The organism is Arthrobacter sp. YA7-1 (assembly GCF_025960325.1).
Classification (GTDB): Bacteria; Actinomycetota; Actinomycetes; order Actinomycetales; family Micrococcaceae; genus Arthrobacter; species Arthrobacter bambusae_A.
The window spans coordinates 3,997,368-4,016,831 of the sequence record NZ_CP110114.1; the positions used below are offsets into that span (position 1 = coordinate 3,997,368).

Annotated in this window: 17 protein-coding genes and 1 pseudogene; 11 read left to right on the plus strand and 7 right to left on the minus strand. The window is 64.4% G+C overall.

Going from position 1 to position 19,464, the window contains the following annotated elements:
- The first annotated feature begins 144 nt into the window (after positions 1 to 144).
- Positions 145 to 639 carry an FBP domain-containing protein gene (locus OIT41_RS18685; RefSeq protein WP_241710332.1) on the plus strand — a complete coding sequence of 165 codons (495 nt, stop codon included), beginning with the start codon at positions 145 to 147 and terminating at the stop codon, positions 637 to 639.
- A 108-nt stretch (positions 640 to 747) separates the two neighbouring features.
- Here OIT41_RS18685 and OIT41_RS18690 read toward each other — a convergent pair whose 3' ends face one another.
- The 3 genes and pseudogenes from OIT41_RS18690 to OIT41_RS18700 all read right to left on the minus strand — a co-directional run bounded on the left by OIT41_RS18690 (position 748) and on the right by OIT41_RS18700 (position 6,762).
- Positions 748 to 4,212 carry an ATP-binding protein gene (locus tag OIT41_RS18690; protein WP_241710331.1) on the minus strand — a complete coding sequence of 1,155 codons (3,465 nt, stop codon included), beginning with the start codon at positions 4,210 to 4,212 and terminating at the stop codon, positions 748 to 750.
- A gap of 197 nt (positions 4,213 to 4,409) precedes the next feature.
- A pseudogene (locus tag OIT41_RS18695) lies at positions 4,410 to 5,312 on the minus strand (DUF4194 domain-containing protein); the annotation flags it as partial.
- The gene (locus OIT41_RS18700; RefSeq protein ID WP_264637069.1) at positions 5,305 to 6,762 is read right to left on the minus strand and encodes a DUF3375 domain-containing protein; all 1,458 of its coding nucleotides are present in this window, start codon (positions 6,760 to 6,762) and stop codon (positions 5,305 to 5,307) included. The gene OIT41_RS18700 and the pseudogene OIT41_RS18695, both read right to left, overlap by 8 nt.
- A 245-nt stretch (positions 6,763 to 7,007) precedes the next feature.
- On the opposite strand from OIT41_RS18700, the gene OIT41_RS18705 reads away from it, so the two are divergent.
- Positions 7,008 to 7,310, plus strand: a complete 303-nt coding sequence (locus OIT41_RS18705; RefSeq protein WP_078107308.1) for a hypothetical protein — start codon at positions 7,008 to 7,010, stop codon at positions 7,308 to 7,310.
- A gap of 65 nt (positions 7,311 to 7,375) precedes the next feature.
- Positions 7,376 to 9,328 carry an acyl-CoA dehydrogenase family protein gene (locus tag OIT41_RS18710; RefSeq protein WP_241710329.1) on the plus strand — a complete coding sequence of 651 codons (1,953 nt, stop codon included), beginning with the start codon at positions 7,376 to 7,378 and terminating at the stop codon, positions 9,326 to 9,328.
- Here OIT41_RS18710 and OIT41_RS18715 read toward each other — a convergent pair.
- A complete protein-coding gene (locus OIT41_RS18715; protein ID WP_264637070.1) occupies positions 9,325 to 9,729 on the minus strand; it encodes a YchJ family protein in 405 nt (134 codons plus the stop codon). The genes OIT41_RS18710 and OIT41_RS18715 overlap by 4 nt on opposite strands.
- A gap of 192 nt (positions 9,730 to 9,921) precedes the next feature.
- Here OIT41_RS18715 and OIT41_RS18720 point away from each other — a divergent pair, with 192 nt between their 5' ends.
- Positions 9,922 to 10,659 (plus strand): hypothetical protein, encoded by a 738-nt coding sequence (locus OIT41_RS18720; protein ID WP_264637071.1) that lies wholly within the window; start codon positions 9,922 to 9,924, stop codon positions 10,657 to 10,659.
- A gap of 90 nt (positions 10,660 to 10,749) precedes the next feature.
- Here the strand turns inward: OIT41_RS18720 and OIT41_RS18725 are convergent, their stop codons facing one another.
- Positions 10,750 to 11,241: a flavin reductase family protein gene (locus OIT41_RS18725; protein ID WP_078107304.1), complete on the minus strand. Its 492-nt coding sequence runs from the start codon at positions 11,239 to 11,241 to the stop codon at positions 10,750 to 10,752.
- Between the two features lie 245 nt (positions 11,242 to 11,486).
- Here OIT41_RS18725 and OIT41_RS18730 point away from each other — a divergent pair, with 245 nt between their 5' ends.
- From OIT41_RS18730 to OIT41_RS18740, 3 genes are all read left to right on the plus strand, one after another.
- Positions 11,487 to 12,521, plus strand: a complete 1,035-nt coding sequence (locus OIT41_RS18730) for an aldo/keto reductase (protein ID WP_264637072.1) — start codon at positions 11,487 to 11,489, stop codon at positions 12,519 to 12,521.
- A 54-nt stretch (positions 12,522 to 12,575) separates the two neighbouring features.
- Positions 12,576 to 12,971, plus strand: coding sequence for an RNA-binding S4 domain-containing protein (locus OIT41_RS18735; RefSeq protein WP_078107302.1), 396 nt, complete (start codon positions 12,576 to 12,578; stop codon positions 12,969 to 12,971).
- A gap of 157 nt (positions 12,972 to 13,128) precedes the next feature.
- Positions 13,129 to 13,746 (plus strand): uracil-DNA glycosylase, encoded by a 618-nt coding sequence (locus OIT41_RS18740; protein ID WP_078107301.1) that lies wholly within the window; start codon positions 13,129 to 13,131, stop codon positions 13,744 to 13,746.
- A 13-nt stretch (positions 13,747 to 13,759) separates the two neighbouring features.
- On the opposite strand, the gene OIT41_RS18745 is transcribed toward OIT41_RS18740, so the two are convergent.
- On the minus strand, positions 13,760 to 14,797 hold the full coding sequence (locus tag OIT41_RS18745; RefSeq protein ID WP_264637073.1) for a glycosyltransferase family 4 protein: 1,038 nt from the start codon (positions 14,795 to 14,797) through the stop codon (positions 13,760 to 13,762).
- Between the two features lie 111 nt (positions 14,798 to 14,908).
- Between OIT41_RS18745 and OIT41_RS18750 the strand changes: the two genes are divergently transcribed.
- A complete protein-coding gene (locus tag OIT41_RS18750) occupies positions 14,909 to 15,415 on the plus strand; it encodes a hypothetical protein (protein ID WP_241710324.1) in 507 nt (168 codons plus the stop codon).
- 69 nt (positions 15,416 to 15,484) lie between these two features.
- Here OIT41_RS18750 and OIT41_RS18755 read toward each other — a convergent pair whose 3' ends face one another.
- Positions 15,485 to 16,102, minus strand: a complete 618-nt coding sequence (locus OIT41_RS18755; protein WP_264637074.1) for a hypothetical protein — start codon at positions 16,100 to 16,102, stop codon at positions 15,485 to 15,487.
- 58 nt (positions 16,103 to 16,160) lie between these two features.
- Between OIT41_RS18755 and OIT41_RS18760 the strand changes: the two genes are divergently transcribed.
- The 3 genes from OIT41_RS18760 to aspA are packed head-to-tail and all read left to right on the plus strand — an operon-like array spanning position 16,161 to position 19,464.
- Positions 16,161 to 16,967: a FadR/GntR family transcriptional regulator gene (locus OIT41_RS18760; protein WP_264637075.1), complete on the plus strand. Its 807-nt coding sequence runs from the start codon at positions 16,161 to 16,163 to the stop codon at positions 16,965 to 16,967.
- Between the two features lie 20 nt (positions 16,968 to 16,987).
- Positions 16,988 to 18,004, plus strand: coding sequence for an asparaginase (locus OIT41_RS18765; protein WP_264637991.1), 1,017 nt, complete (start codon positions 16,988 to 16,990; stop codon positions 18,002 to 18,004).
- Positions 18,005 to 18,039: 35 nt separating this feature from the next.
- Positions 18,040 to 19,464, plus strand: coding sequence for an aspartate ammonia-lyase (gene aspA / locus OIT41_RS18770; RefSeq protein WP_264637076.1), 1,425 nt, complete (start codon positions 18,040 to 18,042; stop codon positions 19,462 to 19,464).

The window sequence follows — 19,464 nt, forward strand, 5'->3', positions numbered from 1 at the left end:
GCCATCCCGCTCGGCGGCAAGGGAAACTAAACCCACCGCCCCCGCACTAGATTCACGCGAAGGCTTTCTTCGCCGCGCCCTCGGATCGCCAGACGCCAGCGTCCTTCCTCTTCGGAGCCCAAAACGATCTGAAAGAACTTCGCCGTGCAGAAAATCACCGCCCAGCAAATCCGTTCCTCATTCATCAATGCGAGCCGCTCGGAGGCCGCCAAACTCAACCTCCCGAAGGACTTCAATTCCCTAGACTGGGACAACCTCGAATTCCTTGGCTGGCGCGACGAGAAGATGCCGATGCGCGGCTATCTCGTCCTTCCGAATGAGGGTTCCCTCACTGGCATCATGCTCCGCGCGCCCGAGGGAGGCTCCGGCAAGAAGCGTTCGGTCCTTTGCGAACTGTGCCGCGACGTGTTTTCCAAAGACGATGTTTACCTTTGGGTTGCCAAACGCGCAGGCCAATCGGGTCGCGACGGCAACACGGTGGGGACATTGATCTGCGCGGAATTCGGTTGCTGCACCAACGTCCGCAAGGAGCCCCCGGCGAATGAGATCAATCCGGACCCGGCCGCCGTCGTCGTTCGCCAAATCGCCGGACTGCAGTCCCGGACCGCCCAGTTCCTGGGGCGGGTCCAAGGAAAATAGGCGCCCCGCGGACGCTCGCTCACCTCAAGTGAGCGGGCGTCCGTCCAAACCCCACATAGGTGAGCGGGCGTCGGCCGGAAGCGCGACATACGTGAGCTAGCGTCGGGGCTAGCGGAGCACGATGTCCACGGGGTTGGCCTCGGAACGCCATTCGCCGGGCACGCCGGGGCCGCCGATGACGGGAGCAGTGAGCACGCCGGAGCGGTTGGTCCGTTTGTCGCGCAGGATTTCGGTGACCGAACCAAGATGCCGGGAAAGGTCGATGACGTTTTCGGGCGCGGCCAACAACAATTGGAAACCGAACTCGTGCAGGGCCTTGATGCCCGCACCGGCGAACTCCTCCGAGGCCAGGACGAACGCCTCATCCATCATCACCGTGCCGTAGGTCGTGAAACCCTGCTCGGCGATGCCCAACTGGTAGCTCAGGGCCGCGGCCATGATGAACGCCGTGAATCTCTGCCGCTCGCCACCGGACATCGAGCCGGTGTCCGCGTGCATGTACACCTCGGTCTTCTTGCCACCCCGCGGGCCTTGGACGGAGCGGTGTTCCTTGCACTGGATGAAGAGATGCCCGCGGACATCCAGCACTTCGGCTCGCCAACGCCGGTCCTCGGGGGTCTGCGAACCGAGCCGTTTGACCAGCGTCTCGAGCGACTTGTAGCGGTTGGTGAGTTCGACGTCGTCGTCCGCTTCTGGCGGAACGCCGGCACCCGAAGCTGCGCCCGCCGCGCGGGACGGCCGCGAGTGACGCGTCTTCAACGCGTTGTGGATCGCGTCCTTGAACTGCTTTGCGGTGGCGGGCAGCGTCTGCTTGATGTCGAGTTCCAGGAAGCTCCCCTCGTGGAAATTGACCTCCGATAGGATGCCGTTGAGGGGCAGGATGCGGCTGGTGATGGCGCGGCGTTCCTCGTCGAGCAGGTGGAGCAGCGTGCTGAAGGATTCGTGCGTGCGCTGGTTGAAGAACTGCCGGAATTCGGCTTCCTGGGCGGGCAATCCTTCGCTGACGATCTGGTGGTAACGGGACTCGAACTCCCCCGCGGCGCCAATCGAAGTGCCATGGTCCGCGGAAATCGCGGTGCCCCATTCGCGCACGAATCCTTCGAACATGCGCGTCAGCCGCTCGGCCAGCGCCTGCCCGCGCGACTCGGTGGCGTGCAGTTCGGCCAGGAGCTTGCTCCGGACTTCGGCAGCCAGGGTGTCCAGTTCGTGGAGCTCACCTACCGCGCCGAATGCGCTGAAGTACGGCTCGAGGGCAGCGGCGGTAGCGTCCGACGGCGGCGCCTGGTCCAGGCGGTTGCGTGCAGCGTCCAGGAGGGCGTCAGCCGTGGTCATCTGCTGGTCGAGCGTCTTGTATTCGCTCTGCAACACCGCCGCCGACCCTGTGGAGGACTGGTGCTTTTCGCGCACGGCCTCGATGTTTGCCCGCAGGGGTTCCAAGTCGGCCTGCGCGGCCAAGGCGTCCTTGAGCCGCTGTTCGATCCTCGCGAGCTCCTCCGCGGCCACCGCTGCGGAGACCTGTTCCCAGCCACGCTCATCGTCGGCGATGCGGCGCAAGGCTTCGAGCTGGCGCGTCATGCCCTGGTGGGAATCTTCGCGGCTTTGGGCAAGTTCCGCGGCCTTCAGAAGCTCGTTTTCGAGCTCGCCGACCTTCGCGGCCACGAGCTCCAGCTTGGAAGCGTTGTCGAAGCCGAGAACGTAGTCCTGCCGGCTTGTGAAGCGGTCGTCCTTCTCGACGGTGTGCCTGTTGCGCTTGACCACTCCGCCCAGGCTCAAGCCTTTGTCCAGCTTCGCGAGCTCGTCCGGGTCTTCGACGCAGGGGTAGGCGAAGTCGACGGCGATCCGCTCACGGATCCATTCACCGGCGTCGGCGTTCGCCCCCAAGGTGAGGATGTTCAGCTTCGTCAGCAGCTCGCCGTCGGACACGTCCTCCACAGCCAAAGCGCCGCCCGCGAGCGGTTTGGAGACGTCCACTGCCCGCAGCGCGCCGCGGACGGAGTTGTCGTTGAGATAGCGCGTGACGGCTGCAAAGTGCTCGCCCGGAACCAGCAACGTCGTGGCGAGGTTCCGCAGGGCGCGCTCGGCCGCGGGCCGCCACTGTTCCTCGCCCTCGGCGAGGTCGATCAGCTCGCCTCCAAACGGCATGCGGTCCTCGGGAACGCCGGTGGCTGCCGCGATTGCGGCGCGGTTTTCGATGCTCGACGGCGGCAGCAGGGACTTGCGCGTCTTCAGCGAGACGAGTTCCTGCTGGGCTGCGGCGAGCTCGCGTTTCTTGGTGGCGTGGCCGTCGAAGGCTTCGAAACGGAGTTCCCGCAGCGCCTCCGAATCGTCCTTGAGTTCGGCGGAGCGGCTCGCGGCCTGCTCGTGGGCCTTCTCCCAACCCTCAGCCGTCCACTCGAGGTTGAGTCCGGCGTCGGCCAGTGCTTGGCGGGCCGCTTCCTCCACCTGCTGGCGGAGCTTGAGGCCGACCCGGGCATTTTCGAGCGACTGCTCGATCGCCGAAATCGCGTTACCGCCCTGGTTGTTGTAATCCGATTCGAGCTGGCGAAGGTCCCTGGCGAGCGCGTCCCGGACGCCTCGTTCAGTGCTGAGCTCCTTGGCTTTCGCCTGGGCAAGCTCCTTGAAACGGGCCAAAGTCCTGGCATGGACCGTGACCGAGAGCTGCTGCTTGTACGCGTCGAATTCTTCGCCGCTGAGCTCCCGGAGCCGGTTGGCCTCCAGCAATGACTGGGCATACTCCTTGTTCATCCCGGGCACGGGGGCGAGCTGGTCGCGCTGCTGGCGAACGTCCTCCAGCCGCTGCCTGATGGACATGAGGTTGCTGAATTCCTCGACGACGTCGTCCGCAGCCGTAAGCGTCGCCGGCGCGTCGAGCACCTGGTCGCGGAAGAACGTGTTGACGCTGCCTCCCAGCCCCTTGCCGGCCTGGATCACCCGCAAAAGCGGGAGCGCCTGGTCCGAGTTGATCCCGAGAAGCCGGCGGAAACGCTCCGCGAAGGCCTTGTGCACATCGAAGATCTGGGCGTCCGGGAAGATGGTCTCCAACGCGCCCTTCGTGAAGCGCTTCTCCGCGATTCCCTCAATCGCGCCGAGATCCAGGGGCTTGTTGTCGATCAAATAGAACCGGCCGACGCTGGACTCCGTGCCGTTCTTGGGCAGGTCAAAGAGGGCCGAGATGGTGGTCTTGGTTCCGGCCGCGTTGTCGAACGTCAGCGCGACTGCGGACCACGTGGCACCCGGTCGCTGGAAGGCACTCGCCGAACCCTCGCCCACGGCTTTGTCGCCCACTTTTCCACGCATGTACGTGAACGTGGTCCTCTTGTCCTCCACAGCCCCGCCGGCCCGCTGTGCAGCAGCCTCGTTGGAGCGCGGACGGGCATCGAAGACACGCAGCATGGCATCGAACAACGTCGACTTGCCGACGCCCGAATTGCCCGTGAGTAGGGTGCCGTTGCGGTCCACGTGCATCGTGTGGGCGCCATGGAACGTGCCCCAGTTGACCACCTGGACCAAGGCGAGGCGCATCTGGCCCGGGTTCGTGAGTTCGCCGATCGGAAGCATCGTCGCTATGGTCACTTGGCTGCCTCACTGGTGGTCTTCGCTGTTGTGGTCGCGTTCTTTGTGGTCGCGTCAGTCGTGGTCGCCTCTGCCTCCGCAGCCGATGCCGCCCCCGCCCCTTCGCCGGCCGGCACTGCTGCAAGCAGCAGGCCGTCCGGCTCCGATAGGCCCGATGCCACTCCCTGGGCGGCTCCGGCTGCTGCGGCGTTGTCAGGGTCACCATCGGCGGCATCCACCTCGTCAGCGTCGTCGGGTGACTCACCGTCGTCGTCCGCGTCTGGTAGTTCGATCAGGGGTTCCGTACCTGATTCGTCGGCGGCTACTGCGATCAGCGCTTCGATTTGGGCCGGGATGTCGCCGATGTTTTCGAAGGGGAGGGCTAGCGGGAGGGCCCTGGAGATCGCGAAGGTATCTTCGATGCCCGTGGGCAGGAGGAGTTGGCGGGCCAGGAGCTTCGTGACCGTGCGGTTCACGACGTCGGTGTCGCGGAGGGCGTCTTGTTGGCCGGATGGCTGGTAGTGCGCCACGAGTTCGGCGATTTCTTCGCGGGTGATCACAGGGTCCGTCTGGGCCGTGACGTGGCGGTCGAGGAGGAGCCTCAAACGCAGAAGCACGATGGTTTCCACCCGGCTCAACGCGCGCTGTTGGCGCAGGATGCTCGAACGGGTGCTTCCTCCGATGGCTTCGGGATCGACGGGTCGGAGCACCGCGATCTTGCGCTCGTGGTCCAGTTGCAGGTTCAGGAAAAGCTCGGAAAGCCTGCTGCGGAGGATCACTTGGTTGTCCAGCAGGGTGGTCCAGAGCTTTTCGTCGCGACCACCGTCGACGTAGGGGCCCTTGAGTAGCCGCACGAGGGCCTGCCGGACCTTCATGGGCAGCACGCCGGTGTCGCCCGGGAACAGCGCAGCGCCGTCGACGAACGTGTCGCGGGGCGTGACCCGGAACGGGTCCGGGTGGACATGTCCATCGGTGGGCACATCCCGACGAGCATGCCCGTCTTCCGCCCCAGTCAAGGAATGCGCATGTCCATCCTGGGAAGTCTCGGAGCGGACATGCTGCGTTATGTCCACCCCTTGCTCCGAAGAGGGGGCATGCTCGGTGGGGTGGGCGTCAGTCATCGGAATCCTTAGTCAGCGTCACGAGCGGCAGGTACGCGGTGCGCGTGCTGCCATCGATTTGTTCGAAGTCGATGTTTTCCCAGGCGCCCCGGTCGAACGCCGCGCCACCGTGCAGCGCTTCGGACAGGAGTGCCCGGACGGTGTTGATGTGCCGTTCTTCCTCCGGGAGGTTCGCCCAGGCCCCGGCCAGTGTGGAGGCGCCCGCCAGGGCAGAGCGGACGACGGCGGGCCTTGCCTTCGCGGAACGCAGCGAACGGACCCGGTCCGAATCGCTGAAGGCGATCGGGTCGGCGAGCTTCGGCGGCGCAGCGAACTCGTCCGGATCGAAGAGCTTGACCATGGCGAGCGATTCGAATCCCGCATTGAACAACACCGGGCCGCGGACCAGGCCGGGACGGTCGCGCTCGTAGGGCATGGACCGGATAGCCTGTTCGGCTTCGCGCAGGACCTGCCGGAGCCGGACGGACTGGCGGATGTCGTCGCTCTGGATGTAGTTGTTGAGGCTTTCGGACAGCCGGCCGTAGATGCGCTGGATCTGGCTGTGCTGGGTACGCAGTTCCGCCACGAGGTTCTTGAGGGTTTCGCGGTCCTCATGGCTGAGGTCATCCGCGAATTGTCGGCTCAACACGTCGCCGATCGCCGACCGGAAGCGCAACTGTTGCTGCGGGTCCTCAAGGAATGCCGTGAAGGAGCGGAACGTGCGGCCTTCGGGACTCTGCCGCAAGCGCTTATCCGCCTCCAGCACCTGCGCCATCGTGGCACCCTTGCTGAGCGACTCCTCGATGATCTGGTTGCGGAGCTCGCCCACCAGTTCTTCGATGCGGTCACGCATCTTCTTGTAGTCGGCAGGCAGGCTCGCCGCAAGGTCCAGGATGTTCCCGGCGGCTTCCACGGCTTCCTCATCGTCCAAAAGACCGTCGAAGTCGCCGGAACTGATGTCTTCGATCAGTTGCTGGCGCTCCTGGATCTCCTCTTCGAGGGATTCCAAGCGGGCGCTTTGGTCCGGGTTCGTCTCGTTGGCGAGCTTTTCGACGTCGCCCAAGAGCGTCCCGAGGCGGGAACCGTTGAGGGTGGACCGTTCGCTGGACAGGCTGTCCAGGAATGCCAGGACGCGCGCGGCGGCCTCGGTGACTTCGTAGACGATCTGGCCGGACTGGCTGCGACGGGTCAGGAACTGCTTGCGGGTCCATTCGTCGGCAAAAGCCTTGCCACTCCCCTGCCCGCCCAGCCCGGGATCCTGCCTGCGGAGCTGATCCAGGAAAGCGTCGACGTCGGCGTGGAACTCCTCGAGCGGAAGCTGCGGCCTCGTTCGGGTGAAGGATGCCTGGAGCACCGCGATGACCCAGGGCGCCGAGCGGGTGAGGGCCCACGCGGGGCCTTTGGTCAGGAGTTCGAGGTCTCTGAGCCGTGCGCTGATGGCATCGGCGGAGGACATTGCTGAGCGGGACACTTACTCTCCTTCAGCTGCCGCGGAACCTTCTGGCAGCGGAAATCCCGAAAACTGCCCCGTACAAGGTTAACGCAGGGTGCGTCGCAACCCTTCCGTGATCTACCTCCCGGTAGGGTTTCGATCGCGTATCAACCGGCGCGACGCCGGTGTCGTTGCTGGCTGAACCGCCGATGCCGACCCTAGTGTCTACACCAACGACGCCGACACACCGACGTCGACTTTGGCAGCGTTGCGGAGGGGACCCAATGCAGTTCGACTTGACGACCTTAGACACCAGCACTTATGTCTTCGTGGGAACACTAATCCTTGGCCTGGTTCTGGCAGCCTTCATCGCGGTAGCCGCCATGGCCACGCTCGCGTTGGTCGGAGCCGGAAGCCTCGCCTGGTACACCGTGAAGAACGTGCTCGGCGGGCTGGTCCACGGCATCAATTTTGCGTGGGACCAGCTTGTCCACCAGGCCGGAAAGGTTGAACTTCCGGTCGATTTCCCAACCCAAACCGCCCCTAGCACAGGTACCTACCCGCGAGTAGCATTGAGGGACAGCTGAAGGGTCCACCACCCGAGGCGGATCCTGGGCTCGAAACCGGCACAACCGGCAAGAGGAGTCCTCCCATGACCTCCGCCACCGACAACAAGAGCAACGGCGTCACGGCCGCAGAAGCCCGCGCAGTCGCCGAGGCCGCCCGCGACACCGAATGGAACCGTCCGAGTTTCGCCAAGGGGCTGTATCTGGGCGACTTCGACCTGGGACTAATCCATCCATGGCCCCAGGCAAAAGCCGAGGACGTCGAGCGCGGCGAAGAGTTCATGGCGAAGCTGACGGAGTTCTGCGGCACGATGTCCGGCCGCGTGATCGAACGCGATGCCAGGATCCCGGACGATTACCTTGCAGGCCTCACCGCGTTAGGCGTTTTCGGCATGAAAATTCCGCGCGAGTACGGTGGCCTGGGCCTGTCGCTTGTCTATTACGGCCGGGCGTTGGCGCTGTTGGGATCAGTCCATCCCAGCCTTGGCGCTCTGCTGTCGGCCCACCAGTCCATCGGCGTCCCGGAGCCGGTCAAAGTCTTCGGCACGCCCGAACAAAAGCAGGAATACTTGCCGCGGTGCGCCGCGGGCGCCGTCACGGCCTTCCTGCTGACAGAGCCCGACGTCGGCAGCGACCCCGCCCGGATGGGCTGCACCGCAGTGCCAAGCGACGACGGCGAGTCTTACGTTTTGGACGGCGTCAAACTTTGGACCACCAACGGCGTGATCGCCGAACTGGTAGTGGTCATGGCGGTTGTTCCTTCCCGCACTGCTCCCGATGGCACGGTGCTCAAGGGCGGCATCACGGCGTTCGTCGTGGAAATGGACTCCCCCGGCATCACGGTGGAGAACCGCAACGCCTTCATGGGCCTGCGCGGCATCGAGAACGGCGTGACCCGCTTCCACCAAGTCCGCGTGCCGGCAGCCAACCGTCTGGGCCGCGAAGGCCAGGGACTCAAGATAGCGCTCACTACCCTCAACACTGGCCGTCTCTCCATCCCCGGCCTCTGCGTGGCGGCGGGCAAGTGGTCGTTGAAGATCGCCCGCGAATGGTCCAACGCCCGCACGCAATGGGGCCGTCCGGTCGGAAAGCACGAAGCCGTCGGCAAGAAGATCGCGTTCATCGCCGCCACCACCTTTGCGCTGGAAGCCGTCTTTGAACTTTCCGCCGAGATGGCCGATGCCGGCCAGAAGGATGTGCGGATCGAGGCCGCGCTGGCCAAGCTTTGGTCCACTGAGCTGAGCTACACGGTGGCCGATGAGTTGGTGCAGATCCGTGGTGGCCGCGGCTTTGAGACGGCGGACTCCTTGGAGGCCCGCGGGGAGCGTGCCGTGGCCGCCGAGCAATTGCTGAGGGACATGCGCATCAACCGGATCTTCGAAGGCTCGTCCGAGATCATGCGGCTCCTCATTGCCCGCGAAGCCGTCGACGCCCACCTTTCGGCCGCGGGCGAGCTCGCTTCCGCGGACGCGACGCTTCAGGAAAAGGCGCGTGCCGCCGTCGGCGCCTCGGGTTTCTATGCCAAATGGCTCCCCAAGCTGGTGGCCGGGGCGGGCCTGGATCCCCGGTCCTACGGTGAGTTCGGGCGTCTCGCGAAGCAACTGAGGTATGTGGAGCGGGCTTCGCGGAGGCTCGCCAGACAGACGTTCTACGGGATGGGCCGCTGGCAGGCGAGGCTCGAATACAAACAAGCGTTCCTCGGCAGGATCGTGGATATCGGAGCTGAGTTGTTTGCCATGGCAGCGTGCTGCTCAAGGGCCGAGATGCTGCTTCAGACCGCACCGGAGCGAGGCGCGGCGGCGTACGAACTTGCAGAGGCCTACTGCGAGCAGGCCCGGATTCGCGTGGATGGATACTTCGATCAGTTGTGGCGGAACACCGACGACGTCGATCACGAGTTGTCCTCGAACGTGCTCGCGGGCGACTACGCCTGGCTTGAGGCCGGAATCCTTGACCAATCAGAAGGAACGGGCCCATGGATCGCCGACGCCACCCCGGGCGCCTCGCCGAAGGAGAGCCTGCACCGGAAGTACCGCTAGCCGATGTCGCCGTCGAGATAGTACCAACGACGCCCGATCCGCTTAAAGCGGCTGTTTTCGCGCTGGACTCCGCGTTCGCCGTCGGACCTGTAGTGCGCCGCGAACTCGACGGTCCCGTCGGTGTCCAGGGGACCGCCCCGGCGCGTCGCCAAGATGTCCAGCCGGCGCCATTCAATATCCGGGTCCAGGTCCAGGGCGACGGGCCTCGTGTCAGGGTGCCAAGTGCGCAGAAGGTAATCGCCATCGAGGACCACAAAGGCCGAGTAGCGCGAACGCATGAGCTGTTCCGCCGTTGGCGCATCGGCGTCTCCGCGGTGGAAGCGTCCACAGCATTCGGTGTACTGCTCCCCCGACAAACAAGGGCAAGCGCCTAGGCGGAGGCGGGCCGGATCGACTGGCATTGAAGCCCTATCTGGAAGAGAACATGAGAGCTAGGTAACAAATTTTGTCACAGCAGATAACAGCTTCGAAACAACCTCGGCGAGCCGGAGTTTGGCTGATGATTCCTTACGATTTCGCCCTTAGGCTAGAAGACATGCCCGCAGACCTTCGGTTGCGGCGTCCACCCCACAACTCTGGCTTGAGGAGGCTACGTGGAGGATCCAACAACACTTGGCCTCAATCTGACTTTTTTCGGAACTCTCGGGGTGGCTTTGCTGATGTCCCTTGGTTTGGGCCTGCTGATCGTGGTCACCTTGGTGCTTGCCGGCGTCGCGAAGCTGGTTTGGATCATCCTGCTCGCCATGGTGGGGATCTTCCCGAAACGCCATGCCGAACCGGTGGTACACCTGCCCCCGAGGCCCCGGCGCACCCCCTCCGCGCTGGCGGATTCCGAGGAATCGGCGACGGCGGAAGACTTACTGGACGCGGGGCTTTTAGTCCCTCGGAAATCGCGTCCTGGAATGATTGCGACCGTCAGGTTGCTGTGGTCTGCTGTCCGGAACGTCCCCTGGAAGTCGCTCGTCAACCCCCGGACGTGGCCTAAACCCGCCCAGGTCAAGGCCGGAATCACGGCCGCAGCCACAACCCAGGCCAAAGAACATCCCTTTGTGGTTGCGGTGAAGCAGGATCCTCTGGCCATGAACAGCGAATGGGCCGCCGCCGTCGCCGAGGCTGACGCCAGGGCCGCGGCCCGCGAAGCTGAACGGGCGCAGGAGGCGGGAGCTTCTGACAACGAACCGCCAGCTTCCGGCGAACCCGCCGGAGGGAACGCCGCGGAGTCGTCCGAGACGTCCGCGCCGGTGCGCGAACACCGGGAAGACCCCCATGGCGGCAAGCCTGTCTCGTCCGGCCGCGTGACGGCCTCAGCTGGGGCGCGCCCCAGGGCCTAGCGTCCGCAGCGCCCAACTGACTCGCACTAGGTGTCGTTTTGACGTGCCAAAACGACAACAAATGCGAGCTAGTTGGGGCCGGACCCAAGCTCAGGCGGCCAATTGCCTGAACCCTGCCCCGTGGTAGATGAGGGGCTCGGCGTCATGATTGATCTCCACGGACTTCACTTCGAGGACGACGATCGCGTGGTCGCCCGCAGGGGTTTCTGAGACCACTTCGCATTCAAGCACCAGCGCCGCGCCGTCGATCGACACCGCACCGGCGTCGCTCGTTGACGTCGTGAGGCCCGAGAACCGGTCCTGGGTCCGCGAAGAGAGCTGCAGGCACACGGCTTCCTGGCCCTGGGCAAGGATGGAAACACCCAGTCGAGGGGCGCGCCGGAGCTTGGGCCACGTCGTGGAGGAGTTCTGCACCGCAAACATGACCAGGGGTGGTTCGAGCGAGACTCCCACGGTGAAGCTCGATGCCACCAAGACCTCGGGCGCAAAGCCGACCAGGGCACTGAAGGCCGCCACGCCTGAGGGAAATTGCGCGAATGCCTGCTTGATCGAAGCGGCTCCATCCACCGTCGCCTGGGTCATGGCGGGTTCCTTCCTCTGTAGTTTCGTGCCTGCCTTTCTACTAATTCACTCGATGCCGATAACGGCAATATTTGTGTATTCACGTGTCGATTGAAGTCAATTCTTAATTCGTCATGCGCTGTTTTCATTACCCCGCAATACGAAAAGCGAAGAATTTGTACGTTTTCCGAGTGCGCCGGCCACGACATGTGTAGCGTCGTGTCAATCCATTGCACAGCCTTGATTTTTCACGGAGGAAGCCGGAGATGAGCCTCAACGAGCTTCGAACCCTGGGACGCACAGGCGCCCTGATCAGCCCCCTTACCCTGGGAACCCTCAACCTCGGGACGGGTTCGGCGCCCACGGGCGCCGAAGAAAGCATCCGCATCATCCATGCGGCGCTCGACGGCGGCATCACCAGCGTCGACACCGCCGACATCTATTCCCAAGGCGGGGCAGAGGCTATTGTTGGCCGGGCCCTTCATGGCAGGCGTGATGACGTTTTCCTTTCCACGAAGTTCCACGGGCAAATGGGGCCGAATCCCGCGCATGCGGGGAATTCCCGGCGCTGGATCATGAAAGCAGTAGAGGGCAGCCTGAATCGTTTGCAGACAGACCGGATCGACCTTTACCAGGCGCACCGTCCGGACTACAACACCGACGTCCTGGAAACCATCACGGCCCTCAACGACCTCATCCGGCAGGGCAAGATCCTCTACTACGGAACGTCGGTGTTCACGCCGTCGCAGCTTGTGGAGGCCCAGTGGATCGCCACAACGAACCACCTCATACCGCCCGTGGTGGACCAGGTGCCCTATTCCTTGCTGGTCCGCGCGAATGAGCGCGACGTCTTCGCGATCACGCAGCAGTACAACCTTGGCGTGCTCAGCTATGGACCGCTCGACGGCGGCTGGCTCTCCGGGAACTACCGCGTGGGTGTTCCCCAGCCCGAAAGCTCCCGCGCGTCGGCCGTTCCCGGGCGCTTCGACGTCTCGGCGCCGTTCAACAGGAACAAACTCCTCGCAGCCGATGCCTTGGGGCGCGTTGCCGAACGGCATGGACTGACCCTCATCCAGCTTGCTGTCGGTTTCGCATTGAATCATCCTGCAGTCAGCAGCGTGGTCATCGGTCCGCGCTCGGAGGACCATCTGGTCGATTACCTCAAGGGCGCGGATGTTGTCCTGAACGAAGCGGTCCTGGATGCCATTGACGATATCGTCGCGCCCGGTACCAACTTCCTGGAACGCGACGCGGGTACGGTCGTCCCGCACCTTGAATACGCGGAACTTCGACGCCGGTAATCGGCCGCGCGGACAATAGTCCAGGCCGCGCGCCGACTATACTCGTTCGCAATCATGACTAGCCTTCCGACCTCCGCCCAAACATCAAAAAGCGGCAATGTGCGCATTGACGCCTGGCTTTGGGCCATCCGTGCTTACAAGACACGCTCCGCAGCCACAACCGCGTGCAGGGCGGGGCACGTGCGAATCAACGGGAACCCGGTCAAAGCGTCCCAGTCTGTGATTATCGGCGACACCATCCGTGTACGGCAGCCCGGCTTCGAGCGCATCCTTGAGGTCCGCGGGCTCATTGCGAAAAGGGTTGGCGCCGAAGCAGCGTCCCATTGCTTCACCGACCACACCCCCGAGCGCCCCGCCGCGCCGGCACTCGGGCTGCCTCAACGCGACCGCGGCGCAGGACGGCCCACGAAGAAGGACCGGCGCGACATGCAAAAGCTCAAGGGACAGTAGTAACCCGCACTAATGGCCGGGCGGGAAGCTCGCCGCGCCGACCGGCGTCGGGCAGTTTTGTCCCTCGGCTCAGCAGGAGCGTGAGCGACGCGCAAAGCGACGGCGTAAAGTGGCAAGGGACGCCGATTCTGGACGCCGCGCTGCCGAAGGAGAGAACGTGACCATTGACTGGGACGAAAAAAGGGCCTTGCTACAGGAGCCCAACATTGCTGCCGTAACGCAGCTGTGCGACGAACTGATGGCCAAAAGGCCTGGTTCTTCCGTGCCTTACATCGATCCGGTGCATGACGAAGATGAGTGCCGGATCGTCACCCTCCAGACCAGCCCGGGGCGGGCCCCCACCTCAGGTTTCGTATCGCACCTCAATGACGACGACGCCGCCCGACGTGCGCAGCTGATCTATGACTCAGCCGACTTGGACGTCCGTTATGTCATGCCGTGGAACTGCTACCCATGGGTCCGCGACCCCGAACTGCCCCCGGCACTGAGCGCACAAGAGAAGACCGACGGTCTCCGCCCGTTCCGCCAGTTCCTCAAGATCAACAAGAGGGTTTCCGCTGTCGTCGCGCACGGCGCGGAGGCCGCCGCTTTCCTGGCACTCTTCGAGAAGACCTACCACTCGCCGCTCCGGCAGCACGGGATCAAGGTCTACAAGGCCAGCGCACTCGGTGGCCGGGCTTTTGCCCTGTCCGAGGCGAAGCAGCAGGAACTCCTGGCCAAGAACATCGAAACCTACAGGGACGCGATGCAGAGGGCGGGCATTCAGCACCTGTAGGGCGGGGAAGCCTTTAGGACGCCACGACGGCGCGGAGGACTTCCCGTGCCGTGTCTTCCCATCGCGGCAACACACTGCTCGCTGCCTCGGCTGCTGACTGCCAGCCCTCGCGTAGGGCAGCGTCGCTGAGCCATCTCCGCAGGAACTTCTCCAACGATCCGATTCCTGCGCTGAGATCGATCGCTTCACCGGCACCGTGGGCACCGAGCGCTTCGACGGCGCCGGTTCCTTTTCGGACCACTACCGGTATGCCGTGGGCCAGGGACTCTTGGACCACCATGCCGAAGGACTCCGAGTGTGAGATCAACAGACTAAGGTCAGCCCGGTTCCACTGGTCTTCCAGGGCCGGGCCGGAGAGCTCGCCTGTTGTTTTCACCCGTTTTTCCAGTCCATTCCGAAGGATGCGCTCCTGCACTGCCGCGGCGTACGAGGGGTCTGCTTTGGTGGAGCCAACAAGCGCCGCTGTCCACGCCAGGTCCTTGATCCGGGCCAGAGCGTCGACGAAAAAAATCTGGTCCTTATTGGGGAGCAGTGCGCCCACCATGATGAAGTGCGCTGCCGCCGCAGCGCCTCGCGGACCTGGGCGTGTTGGGCGATCTACCCCCGGGGTCGCCAGGTGCACGTCGCCCAACCCAAGGCTTCTGGCCGCTTCGGCGGTACGCGAGCCAGTGCAGAGAAGACCTGTCGCGGCGCGTAGCGCCCTCGTCCCAAGTGGGTCATCCGCGGACGGGGGCACGTGGAGCAACACCCAGACACGACGCCCGGCAGTGATTGCGGTCTCGATTTCCGTGGGAGCTCCCGAGGCAATCAGTCCGTCGACAATGTAGATAGCCTGTCCCTCTCCGGCAAGGGCGGCGGCAAAGCGGCTTCGGTCTCCGGCAGTTCCCGAAGGCCAGCCGCCGTCGAGCGTGCAGATCGAGACCTCTGCGCCCTGGGCGCGGAGGGCTTCAGCCAGCCTCGCGTTGTAGATGTTTCCCCCGGAACGATGTCGGACATTCGCGGGCAAAATCATGCGGATCTTGACCAAGGGCTGCTCCCCTCCATCGCTCACGTCGTTTGGCCCTTCTGTGCTCGGACCATGGTGCTGACCATATAGGCCGGGCGGCTGACGTGGAAGGCGAACCACATGTCCGGCACCGAGCATCGGCGGTAGATTGTGGGCATGGGACAGACTTCTTCAGACCGCCGGGATGTGCTCGCTGATTGGCTCTTGGGTGTCGCGGAATTCACGCACGCACACTGGTTCTTCGGCAACCTCTATGAGGCCGTCGTCAAAATCCCGGACCGGGTCGCGGCCTCGGCACCGAGCAGCGATCTCCCTCGAACCCCGTTTGGCTCTGGAAGCCCCGGGCGCTACTACGCGCCGATCGCGCCCCTCAGTGCCCCTGCCGCCGTCGCTGCCCTCGTCGCCGGCTGGAAGCATTCCGACAACAAGGCTTGGCTGATGGTGGGTGCGGCCAGCTCCGCAACGGGAGCCGCAGCTACGGCGTACCTGCTTCGGTCCGTCAACCCCAAGCTTTTCTTCAGCCCCTATCCGCTCGAAGAGACGCGCCGCAGGCCCCTGTTGAAGCGCTGGTACAGGGTCCACGCCCTCAGGCTCACGGCCAGCGCGGTTGCCTTGGCCGCCATCCACCATGCCCGGACGATCCGGCTCAGAAGCAACGGATAGGAATTCCGGATACACGTCCGTCGAAACTGACGATGGCGTCGAAGTGCTAATCGCCGCTTGCAGGTACCACTATGGCAACTGAGGGAAGGTTTGGCGGTTCCTGATCCGGGATTCGCCGAACTCAACTCCCACCCGGCCAATCTCCCAAGGCCCGCGGCCCCTGTGCAATGGCTTGCCCACTGCCACATGGGGTACCCAGCGAGGCGAACGGAACCCAAGGGCAGGGGAGCTGAGGATGAAGTCGTCGATATTGTCGACAAGCAGTTCATCCAGTAGCCCGTGAAGGGCGTGCACGAGGGAGACCTGAAAGTCACGCACCGAGGCGGGCACCTCTATTTCCAGCCCGCACACTCCGCCGCTGCCGAGGACAATGAGCCTGCCGGCGGTCCCGGAGAAGCCGTCCAGCACCGGCAGAGCCTCAAGCCACGCAACAGTCTTGAGCAAGGCTGACTCCGTGCTGGTGTTGCCTTTGGTCCAACCGGCCACGTCCCAGCAGAAGTCATCCAGGGCACCCAAGTGCAACAGCGTCATGTGCAATCCCTGCGGCCTGCGCAGGGCAAACACGTAGCGCGCCAACTCTTCATAGTCCGAAGGCCCCGCCCCGATACCGACCACCGGCACCTCCACCGTGATGGGCGGTGTTACCTGCGTCGTTGAATCCCCTCCCCCGCGCCGATGGTTGGCCATGGGAGTAATTATGCTCCCAACATTGACACCGCCCTGTGACCCGTGCCATATTCGTAGGGTGAACCTGTCAGACAGCCGGACAGCCGGACAGGCCGCCACTGGACAGCCAGCCGTCAGCCAGAAAGCTGCGGCTGGCCAGCGCACCGCCACAAGCGGCGCCGTCCCCCGGCCGGCCCAAGCGGCCAGGCTATCAAGCCCCCGGCCCCTCGCCCGCTTCAGTGCTGCGGAAGCCGTGTTCAGCGCCATCCGCCACGACATTGAAGACGGAACCGTGGAAGTGGGGGCCAAACTCAGCTCCGAAGCCACTCTGGCAGCACACTATGGGGTAAGCCGCTCGGTGATCCGTGAGGCACTCCGCTCCTGCACTGCGCTCGGACTGACGGTCACCAAGACCGGCAAGGGTACGTTCGTCGTCGCGGACCGGGTAGCCAATGACCTCACGCTCGGTCAATACTCGGCACGCGACCTCAACGAGGCACGCCCGCATATCGAAGTCCCGGCAGCCGGCCTGGCGGCGAAACGCCGCAGCCAGGAAGAACTCGAACACCTGAAGGAAATCGTCGGTTCAATGGCCGCCGAGACCGACCCTGAGACCTGGGTCAGCCTCGACGCCAGTTTCCATTCTGCCATCGCCCGCGCAAGCGGCAACAAGGTTTTCGAAAGCGTTGTCGCAGACATCCGCGAAGCCCTGGCCCATCAATCCGAAACCTTGAACATGGTGGCCGACCGCCAGCATGCTTCAGACGATGAACACCTCCGCATCGTCGAGGCCATCGAATCCGGCGACGCTCCCGCCGCCGAAGCCGCCATGGCCGACCATCTCAGCGCCGTCAGCGTTGCGTTGGACACCATCCTCAGCAAATGATCCACCAACTGAAGGAAGTCATGCCCACCCCGCATGCAACGCACACCGCCATGCCCGCACCCACCCCTGCGGCAACCACCCCACGCCACGTTCCCTTGGCGGAGCAGACCCGAGACGGCCTGGTGGAGAGCATCCACTACGGCTCCCTGATCGCCGTCGGGCCGGACGGCGAAACGCTCCTCGAAGCGGGCGAGCCCGACGCCGCGTTCTACCCGCGGTCCTCCCTCAAGCCGCTGCAAGCGGTCGCCATGGTCCGCGCTGGACTCAAGCTTCCCGGGAACCTCCTCGCCCTCACCGCGGCAAGCCACTCCGGCGCCGCGATGCACCTCGACGGTGCCGCACGCATCCTCGAAATGCACGGCCTGGACAAAAGTGCCCTGGAAAACAGCACCGACCTCCCTTACGGCACCGCCGAGCGCGAGGAATGGCTCCGCGCGGGCGGCAAGCCCACCCAGCTCGCACAGAACTGTTCCGGGAAGCACGCTTCCATGGCCGCAACGTGCGTCATCAACGGTTGGCCTGTCCAGGGCTACCTTCATCCCGGGCATCCCCTCCAGGTGCTCGTCAAGGACACCATCACCGAACTCACGGGCGAAGACGCAGCGGCCATCAGCACAGACGGTTGCGGCACCCCGCTCTTTGCCCACAGCCTGCGCGGGATGGCCAGGGCCTACGGCCGTATGGCGGCTGCGGACAGCGCGGAGGCAGAAGGCCAGGTAGCCCATGCCATGCGCGCCTTCCCCGAGATGGTGGCCGGCGAGGGTCGCGACGTCACAGCGATCATGCGTACGGTTCCCGGGTTGCTCGCCAAGGACGGCTTCGAAGGACTCCAGCTCATCGGCCTGCGGAACGGCACCGGGGTCGCAATCAAGATTTCCGACGGCGGCGACCGCGCACGAATGCCCGTCACCGTCCGGGTCCTTGAGGAACTAGGGCTCGACGGCGGCCAGCTCGCCGCCCTTGCCAGCCCACCAGTGTTGGGCGGCGGCCACCCTGTCGGCGTACTCCGTGCCGCAAACTTCCTCGCATCCAACTGACGCAGCCAAACAAGCGCAAAGACCAAAGGACAGCAATGACATCTGCCGTGCACTCCATGACAATTCCAGGGTTCCGCTCGGAACACGATCTGCTCGGTGACCGCGACGTCCCTGCCGATGCCTATTGGGGCGTGCACACGCTGCGCGCCATCGAGAACTTCCCCATCACCGGCCACCCTTTGGCCAGCAACGCCAACCTCGTCAAGGGCCTCGCCGCTGTCAAGCTCGCCGCGGCCCGCACCAACCGCGAGCTCGGCCTCCTGGATGACGAGCGGGCGGACGCCATCGAGCAGGCGTGCCAGGACATCCTGGACGGCAAGCTCCACGAGCAGTTCATGGTGGACGTGATCCAAGGCGGTGCCGGCACCAGCTCCAACATGAACGCCAACGAGGTCATTGCCAACCGCGCCCTTGAAATCCTCGGCCACCCCAAGGGCGATTACGCCAGGCTGCACCCGAACGACCACGTCAACTTGAGCCAGTCCACCAACGACGTCTACCCGACCGCCGTCAACCTGGCCACCATTTTCTCGGTCCAGGGACTTCTTGCGGCTCTTCAGGAACTCCAGGTCGCCTTCGCGGAGAAAGGCCAGGAATTCCGCGCCGTGGTCAAGATGGGCCGCACGCAGTTGCAGGACGCCGTCCCTATGACCCTCGGCCAGGAATTCGGCGGCTACGCCGTGACCGTGGGCGAGGACCGCGCTCGACTGGCCGAGTCCCAGCTGCTCATCCACGAGATCAACCTCGGCGCCACCGCCATCGGAACCGGCCTGAATGCCCCCGTCGGGTACGCCGCCGCAGCCTGCCGGCACCTGGCCGAGATCACGGGCCTGCCGCTCGTCACATCGGTCGACCTCATCGAGGCCACCCAGGACGTGGGAGCGTTCGTCCACCTCTCCGGCGTGCTCAAGCGCGTCGCCGTCAAGCTTTCCAAGATTTGCAACGACCTCCGCTTGCTGTCCTCCGGACCGCGTGCGGGACTGGGCGAGATCAACCTCCCGGCTGTGCAGTCGGGATCGTCCATCATGCCAGGCAAGATCAATCCGGTGATCCCGGAAGTGGTCAGCCAAGTGGCCTATGAAGTCATCGGCAACGATGTCACGGTCACCATGGCAGCCGAAGCGGGACAGCTCCAGCTGAACGCCTTCGAGCCGATTATCGTCCACAGCCTCCACAAGAGCATCTCCCACCTGGAAGCCGCGTGCCGCACACTCACGTCGCGCTGCATCCGGGGCATCACCGCGAATACCGAACGCCTGCGCCTCACGGTAGAGCAGTCGATCGGACTCGTCACGGCACTCAATCCGCACATCGGCTACGCCTCCGCCACCGCCATCGCCCAAGAAGCGCTGGCAAGCGGCAAGGGCGTCGCCGAGCTCGTTCTCGAACACGGCTTGCTGACCTCGGAGCAGCTCGATGAGCTCCTCCGCCCCGAACGCCTGGCCAACCTCAGCAACTAG